Source organism: Serratia sp. CY40230 (genome assembly GCF_052168835.1).
GTDB classification, from domain to species: domain Bacteria; phylum Pseudomonadota; class Gammaproteobacteria; order Enterobacterales; family Enterobacteriaceae; genus Serratia; species Serratia nematodiphila.
In genome coordinates this window covers 23,709-30,773 of record NZ_JBJNLX010000010.1, presented here as the reverse complement: position 1 = coordinate 30,773, position 7,065 = coordinate 23,709, and the positions used below count along the sequence as shown (strand labels likewise).

Here is a 7,065-nt window from a genome sequence, read left to right as displayed (position 1 = left end):
GATTGTCTGATAAATTGTTAAAGAGCAGTGAGTTAGGCGCTTTCGCTTGCTAACTCGAGGTGGCGTATATTACGCTTTCCTCTTTCAGAGTCAACCCTAATTTTCAGGATTTTTTCTCTGCGACCCCCGGATACTCTGTGAAGTTGTTCACATGTTCCGTGTCGATGGAGGCGCATTATAGGGAGTTCCTCGCAGGCCGCAACAGGTATTTTCAGCAAAAACGATCGTTCGCTGCATTCCACAGCAAAACCCCGCCTTATACCCACTTGCGCACAGTGTTATCCACAGATGCGATTTGTACGGAAAATTTACGAGCGCCACGCAAACGTTTTCGCTACAATTCCCCGCGACGAAACGATCCCCCTTTTAATGGGGGCGTTACCTGAATATGTGCCTGACCCTCCCTTATAAGGCAAAAAACCTTCCTTATAGAGAGAACGAGGTGGACATTCACGTAACGCTCTTTAATTGCGACTCAAAGCCAAGGGATAAAACCATGCAACAACCTCGTCCAATCCGCCGGGCCCTGCTCAGCGTGTCTGACAAAACCGGTATCGTTGAATTCGCCGAAGCGCTTTCCCAGCGCGGCGTTGAACTGCTGTCCACCGGCGGCACTGCTCGTCTGCTGGCAGACGCCGGTCTGCCCGTTACCGAAGTTTCCGACTACACCGGCTTCCCGGAAATGATGGACGGACGAGTTAAGACCCTGCACCCGAAAGTCCACGGCGGCATTCTCGGCCGCCGCGGCCAGGACGACGCTGTCATGAATCAGCATGACATCAAGCCTATCGACATGGTGGTCGTCAATCTGTACCCGTTCGCCCAAACCGTGGCGCGCCCGGATTGCTCGCTAGAGGATGCGGTCGAGAATATCGATATCGGCGGCCCGACCATGGTGCGCTCCGCCGCCAAGAACCATAAAGACGTCGCCATCGTGGTGAAGAGCAGCGACTACGCCGCCATTATTACCGAGATGGACAACAACGACGGCTCGCTGCGCTATGCCACCCGCTTCGATCTCGCCATCAAGGCTTTTGAACACACCGCCGCCTACGACAGCATGATCGCCAACTACTTCGGCGCGCTGGTGCCGGCGTACCACGGCGAGACCGAACAGCCGTCCGGCCGCTTCCCGCGCACCCTGAACCTCAACTACATCAAGAAGCAGGATATGCGCTACGGTGAAAACAGCCACCAGCAGGCCGCCTTCTATATAGAGGAAGAAGTAAAGGAAGCTTCTGTCGCGACCGCCGAACAGCTGCAGGGCAAAGCGCTGTCCTATAACAACATCGCCGATACCGACGCCGCGCTGGAATGCGTGAAAGAGTTCGACGAACCGGCCTGCGTGATCGTCAAGCACGCCAACCCTTGCGGCGTGGCGATCGGCGACGACATTCTGGCCGCCTACGAGCGCGCTTACCAAACCGACCCGACCTCCGCCTTCGGCGGCATCATCGCCTTTAACCGCGAGCTGGACGCCGCCACCGCGCAGGCGATCATCAGCCGCCAATTCGTGGAAGTGATCATCGCGCCAAACGTCACCCAGGAAGCGCGCTCCCTGCTGGCCGCCAAACAGAACGTGCGCGTGCTGGCCTGCGGCCAGTGGCAGCAACGCGTGGCGGGGCTGGACTTCAAGCGCGTCAACGGCGGCCTGCTGGTGCAGGATCGCGATCTGGGCATGGTAACCGCCGCCGATCTGCGCGTGGTATCCGAGCGCCAGCCGACCGAACAGGAACTGCGTGACGCGCTGTTCTGCTGGAAAGTGGCCAAGTTCGTGAAATCCAACGCCATCGTGTATGCGCGTGACAATATGACCATCGGCATAGGCGCCGGCCAGATGAGCCGCGTTTACTCCGCCAAGATCGCCGGCATCAAAGCAGGCGACGAAGGGCTGGAAGTGAAAGGCTCCGCCATGGCCTCCGACGCCTTCTTCCCGTTCCGCGACGGCATCGATGCCGCGGCGGCGGTTGGCATCACCTGCGTGATCCAGCCGGGCGGTTCGATCCGCGACGACGAAGTGATCGCCGCCGCCAACGAACACGGCATCGCGATGATCTTCACCGACATGCGTCACTTCCGCCATTAATTCCTTTTGCCGCGTGCGCTCCGGCGCACGCCATTCGTGGAGCTTCTGATGAACATTTTGATTATCGGCAACGGCGGGCGCGAACACGCGCTGGCCTGGAAAGCCGCCCAGTCTCCGCTGGCGGATAAAGTCTATGTTGCGCCGGGCAATGCCGGCACTGCGCTGGAAGCCAATCTGGAAAACGTGGCGATCGCCGCCACCGACATCCCCGCCCTGGTCGCTTTCGCCCAGAGCCATGACATCGGTCTGACCATCGTCGGGCCGGAAGCCCCGCTGGTGATTGGCGTGGTCGATGCCTTCCAGGCCGCCGGTCTGAAAATTTTCGGCCCGTCACAGGCCGCCGCACAGCTCGAAGGCTCCAAAGCCTTCACCAAAGATTTCCTGGCGCGCCACCGCATCCCGACCGCCGAATATGAAAACTTCACCGAGGTGGAGCCGGCGCTGGCCTATGTGCGCCGCAAAGGCGCGCCGATCGTCATCAAGGCCGATGGCCTGGCGGCCGGTAAAGGCGTGATCGTCGCGATGACGCTGCAGGAAGCGGAAGAGGCTGTGCGCGACATGTTGGCCGGCAACGCCTTCGGCGACGCCGGCCATCGCATCGTGGTGGAAGAGTTCCTCGACGGCGAAGAAGCCAGCTTCATCGTGATGGTCGACGGCGAGAACGTGGTGCCGATGGCCACCAGCCAGGACCACAAACGCGTCGGCGACGGTGACACCGGCCCGAACACCGGCGGCATGGGCGCCTACTCCCCGGCGCCGGTAGTGACCGACGAAATCCACCGGCGCGCCATGGATCAGGTGATCTGGCCGACGGTGCGCGGCATGGCGGCGGAAGGCAATACCTACGTCGGCTTCCTGTATGCCGGCCTGATGATCTCCGCCGACGGCCAGCCGAAGGTGATCGAATTCAACTGCCGTTTTGGCGATCCGGAAACTCAGCCGATCATGCTGCGCCTGCGCTCCGATCTGGTGGAGCTGTGTCTGGCGGGCGCCGAAGGCCGTCTGAACGAGAAGAGCTCTGATTGGGACGAACGCCCTGCCCTTGGCGTGGTGCTGGCAGCCGGCGGTTATCCGGGTGACTATCGCAACGGCGAGGTGATCCAGGGGCTACCGCAGCAGGAAAGCGCCGACGGTAAGGTCTTCCACGCCGGCACACGCTTGCAGGGCGATGACGTCGTCACCAGCGGCGGCCGCGTGCTGTGCGTGACGGCGCTGGGCGATACCGTGGCGCAGGCGCAGCAACGCGCCTATCAGCTGGCGGAAGGCATCCAGTGGACGGGCAGCTTCTGCCGCAAAGATATCGGTTATCGCGCGATTGCGCGCGGCAAATAATTTGACCTTTCATGGTCATGACAAGAGGCTCCGCAGCGCGGGGCCTTTTTTATAGCTGGTCTTCTTTCGGTTCCCAGCTGCAGAAGTCGTCGTTCGCCACCAGCAGCAGCTCACTGCCTTCGGGCGCTTCCAGCCAGGCGACGCTCACCGGCCGGCTGCTGCTGCGGGCGCGTTTTTCGATCCAGGCGATGGCGGAGGCATCCAACCCGGGTTTTAAGCGCTGCCCGTCGCAGGTTTGCACCTCGCCCTGCAACCAACGCCCCTGCAACAATTTGACCTTGCCGGCGCGCAGCGCATTGCTCACTTCGAGGATCCGTCGCGCCTGATATTGATACAGGGCGATTTCATCGCGGGTCAGCTGTTCGCGGCGTGTCGCCAGCTGGCGCTGCATAAAGCTCACCGTGCCATCGTCGGCAAAGCGCAGCTGAATGGAATCTCGATCGCCGTCGGCGTCGTTACGTTTGATTTGGCGCAGCACGTCGCCCTGATAGGTGTACAGCGTGGTAATGGTACCCGGGCCGCGGTAAGGGCTGTAAACGCTGACCAACACTTGCGGACGATGTTGCTCATCGTCTTTACGCCACAGACGTATCACGCCCTGATCGGCCACGAAGCCGCTGGCGGTAAAGCTGGGGATATCGGAATGGAAACTGCAGGCGCTCAGGCCGACGGCGATGCCAACGGCCATGAGCGCCCGACGAGTAAACAAAAGGGGCGCCATCGCCCCCCTGTTTAATCTTTTCACCGAGGCGCGGTCTTATTTAACGGCGTCTTTCAGTGCTTTGCCAGAAACGAACGCAGGCACGTTGGCTGCTGCGATTTTGATTTCTTTGCCAGTCTGTGGGTTGCGGCCAGTGCGCTCGCTACGATGGTTTACTTTGAAAGTACCGAAGCCAACCAATTGTACTGCATCACCTTCTTTCAGAGACTCAGTAATTGCAGCCAGGGTGGATTCCAGAGCCAGTTTAGCTTGTGCTTTGGAAAGGTCAGCCTTGTCCGCGATTACATCAATCAGTTGAGTCTTGTTCATAAGTTATCCTTACAGTGTGTTTATCGTTTGCAAAGCATCGAGTGCGACGGATATGCCGATTGACAGCACTCTCCTGCATACACGCACCGATAGCCACTTTTTTTACGCCCCCCAAATGTAGACCAGACAGGGTGCGGATGTGAAGCCTTAAGGCATGACAAATCAGGCGTTAAATCACGTTTTGTTGCCTTATTGCGCTAAATTTATCCCGATGTTGCTGACACCGGCCTCTCGCAGGTCGGATCGCAGCCCCTTGATCAGGTCTATATCGCGCTCTTCACAGGCGTCCAACAGGCGGAAAATTTCCCATTGAATGTCCCATTCTTCCTCTACCGCAGGCAAACTTTCCAACTCTTCGTCGGTCATTTCCTTACCGGCTTGGGTCATTTCCAACATCGCCACGGTGCGAATCGATGTTTCACTGATGGCGATGGCGTGCTCCAGCGTCTCCCCGCCGAGCCGCGAATGGATCAGTTCCCCTAATGCGATACAGGCATCAATTGCCGGGTAAACGCCGTAAAGATCGTAATCTTCCGCCGACGGAATCGCCTCTTCCAACTTCTCGAGCTGGCTGTCGAAGTTGACCTTGGCGTCCTTCACCACCAGCGTTTCCCACACCAAATCCAGAATGCGGCGATAAACCGCCGGATCGCCGAACTCGGTCTGTTTGCAGAACATCTGGTAATTCGGGTACATACGCTCGCACAAACTGGCCATAAAGGTCAAATGTTGCCAGCCCTCGAGCCGTTCCAGACGTAAATGAATCGGGTTACGTAGCATGCTTTACTCTCTTACGCGTTATCTGCGGCGCAGTGTACCCGAAATCGCTCATGGCGACACCTCCGGATGCTGCTGCAACCACCGCTGAAACGCCGGACGGCGCGAAGCGATGGCGTCGGCCCAACGGGTCGGCTCCGGCAAACGGTAGCCCGCCATGCAGCGCTGCACCCACGCCAGCGCGCTGTCGGCGCCCACGCGGTGACCGGTAGAGATGAACAGCGGGTTGCAACGCGCCTTGCTACGCCATACCCAGCCCAGCTGTTCTCCCTTATCTTCCAACGGCGCCAGCGCGCCGACGGCGGCGTCCAGCGGCGCGAATTTGCCGCACAGGCGCTTCTTGGCCACGCCGATAGTCGGCACATCGACCAGCAGGCCGAAATGGCTGGCGACGCCGAGGCGCCGCGGATGTGAAACGCCGTGCCCATCGACGAAGATCAGCCCCGGTTTTTGCCGCAGCTGCGCCCAGGCGGCCAACAGCGCCGGGTATTCGCGAAACGACAGGAAACCCGGGATATAAGGCATGACGGTGGCGATGCGCGCCACCTGATACTCCACCAGCTCCAGCGACGGATAGCGCAGGATGGCGATGGCGGCGCGCGTCACCGCGCCCTCTTGCTCGAAGCCCACATCGGCGCCGGCGATGAACGCCGGCGGTTCGGCCGGCAGCTCGTCGTAGCGAATGACTTCAGCGGCGCGCCGCAGCTGTTCGACGCGCAGAGCCGCCATATCGGTCACATCGGATCCTTAACGGTGGTATTTCGCCGACTGCGCGTGTACCGCCTCGACGAAGGCCCCGGCGTGCTCCGGCGGCACATCCTGATGGATGCCGTGGCCCAGGTTGAACACATGACCGTTGCCGTGGCCGAAACCGGCCAGAATGGTCTCCACTTCTTCCGCGATGCGCGCCGGAGAAGCATAAAGCATCGACGGATCCATATTGCCCTGCAGCGCCACGTTGTCGCCTACGCGACGGCGCGCATCGGCAATGTCGGTGGTCCAGTCCAGCCCCAGCGCATCGCAACCGGTGGCGGCCATCGCCTCCAGCCACTGCCCGCCGCCTTTGGTGAACAGCGTTACCGGCACGCGGCGGCCGTCGTTTTCACGCAGCAAGCCATCGACGATCTTGTGCATGTAGTGCAAAGAGAACTCACGGTAATCGCGCCCGGTCAGCACGCCGCCCCAGGTGTCGAACACCATCACCGACTGCGCGCCGGCCTTGATCTGGGCATTGAGATACAGGATCACGCTGTCCGCCAGCTTGTCCAGCAACAGGTGCAGCGTGGCCGGCTCGGCATACATCATCTTCTTCAGCTTGGTGAAGGCCTTGCTGCTGCCGCCCTCAACCATATAGGTAGCCAGCGTCCACGGGCTGCCGGAGAAGCCGATCAGCGGCACTTCGCCCTTCAGCTCGCGGCGAATGGTGCGCACCGCGTTCATCACATAGCCCAGCTCCACTTCCGGATCGAACGCCGGCAGTTTGTCGACGTCGGCGCGGCAGGTGACGGGGGAGCTGAAACGCGGGCCTTCGCCGGCTTCAAAGTACAGGCCGAGCCCCATGGCGTCGGGAATGGTGAGAATGTCGGAGAACAGGATGGCGGCGTCCAGCGCGTAGCGGCGCAGCGGCTGCAGCGTAACCTCGCAGGCCAGCTCCGCGTTCTTGCACAGCGACATGAAATCACCGGCCTGGGCGCGAGTCGCCTTGTACTCCGGTAAATAACGACCGGCCTGGCGCATCATCCATACGGGGGTCACATCCACCGGCTGGCGCAACAGCGCGCGCAGGTAACGATCGTTCTTCAACTCAGTCATTTATGGGGCTCCCTTAATAATCTGCCGG

General features: G+C 60.4%; 7 protein-coding genes. 2 read left to right on the top strand and 5 right to left on the bottom strand.

Features of this window, described 5'->3' with window-relative positions; genetic code table 11:
* Positions 1-496: 496 nt before the first annotated feature.
* Both purH and purD read left to right on the top strand, forming a co-directional pair.
* On the top strand, positions 497-2,086 hold the full coding sequence (gene purH / locus ACJ8IJ_RS23585; protein WP_033631541.1) for a bifunctional phosphoribosylaminoimidazolecarboxamide formyltransferase/IMP cyclohydrolase: 1,590 nt from the start codon (positions 497-499) through the stop codon (positions 2,084-2,086).
* A gap of 48 nt (positions 2,087-2,134) precedes the next feature.
* Complete coding sequence (gene purD, locus ACJ8IJ_RS23580) at positions 2,135-3,418, top strand: phosphoribosylamine--glycine ligase (protein WP_275095342.1); 1,284 nt, start codon at positions 2,135-2,137, stop codon at positions 3,416-3,418.
* Positions 3,419-3,467: 49 nt separating this feature from the next.
* Here purD and ACJ8IJ_RS23575 read toward each other — a convergent pair whose 3' ends face one another.
* The 5 genes from ACJ8IJ_RS23575 to hemE all read right to left on the bottom strand — a co-directional run bounded on the left by ACJ8IJ_RS23575 (position 3,468) and on the right by hemE (position 7,037).
* The gene (locus ACJ8IJ_RS23575) at positions 3,468-4,139 is read right to left on the bottom strand and encodes a DUF1481 domain-containing protein (protein WP_342579464.1); all 672 of its coding nucleotides are present in this window, start codon (positions 4,137-4,139) and stop codon (positions 3,468-3,470) included.
* 36 nt (positions 4,140-4,175) lie between these two features.
* The gene (hupA, locus tag ACJ8IJ_RS23570) at positions 4,176-4,448 is read right to left on the bottom strand and encodes a nucleoid-associated protein HU-alpha (protein WP_004929874.1); all 273 of its coding nucleotides are present in this window, start codon (positions 4,446-4,448) and stop codon (positions 4,176-4,178) included.
* Between the two features lie 189 nt (positions 4,449-4,637).
* Complete coding sequence (locus ACJ8IJ_RS23565) at positions 4,638-5,228, bottom strand: YjaG family protein (protein WP_004929875.1); 591 nt, start codon at positions 5,226-5,228, stop codon at positions 4,638-4,640.
* Positions 5,229-5,276: 48 nt separating this feature from the next.
* Positions 5,277-5,963, bottom strand: coding sequence for a deoxyribonuclease V (gene nfi, locus ACJ8IJ_RS23560; RefSeq protein WP_442518967.1), 687 nt, complete (start codon positions 5,961-5,963; stop codon positions 5,277-5,279).
* 9 nt (positions 5,964-5,972) lie between these two features.
* Positions 5,973-7,037, bottom strand: coding sequence for a uroporphyrinogen decarboxylase (hemE, locus tag ACJ8IJ_RS23555; protein WP_442518966.1), 1,065 nt, complete (start codon positions 7,035-7,037; stop codon positions 5,973-5,975).
* Between the last annotated feature and the right edge of the window lie 28 nt (positions 7,038-7,065).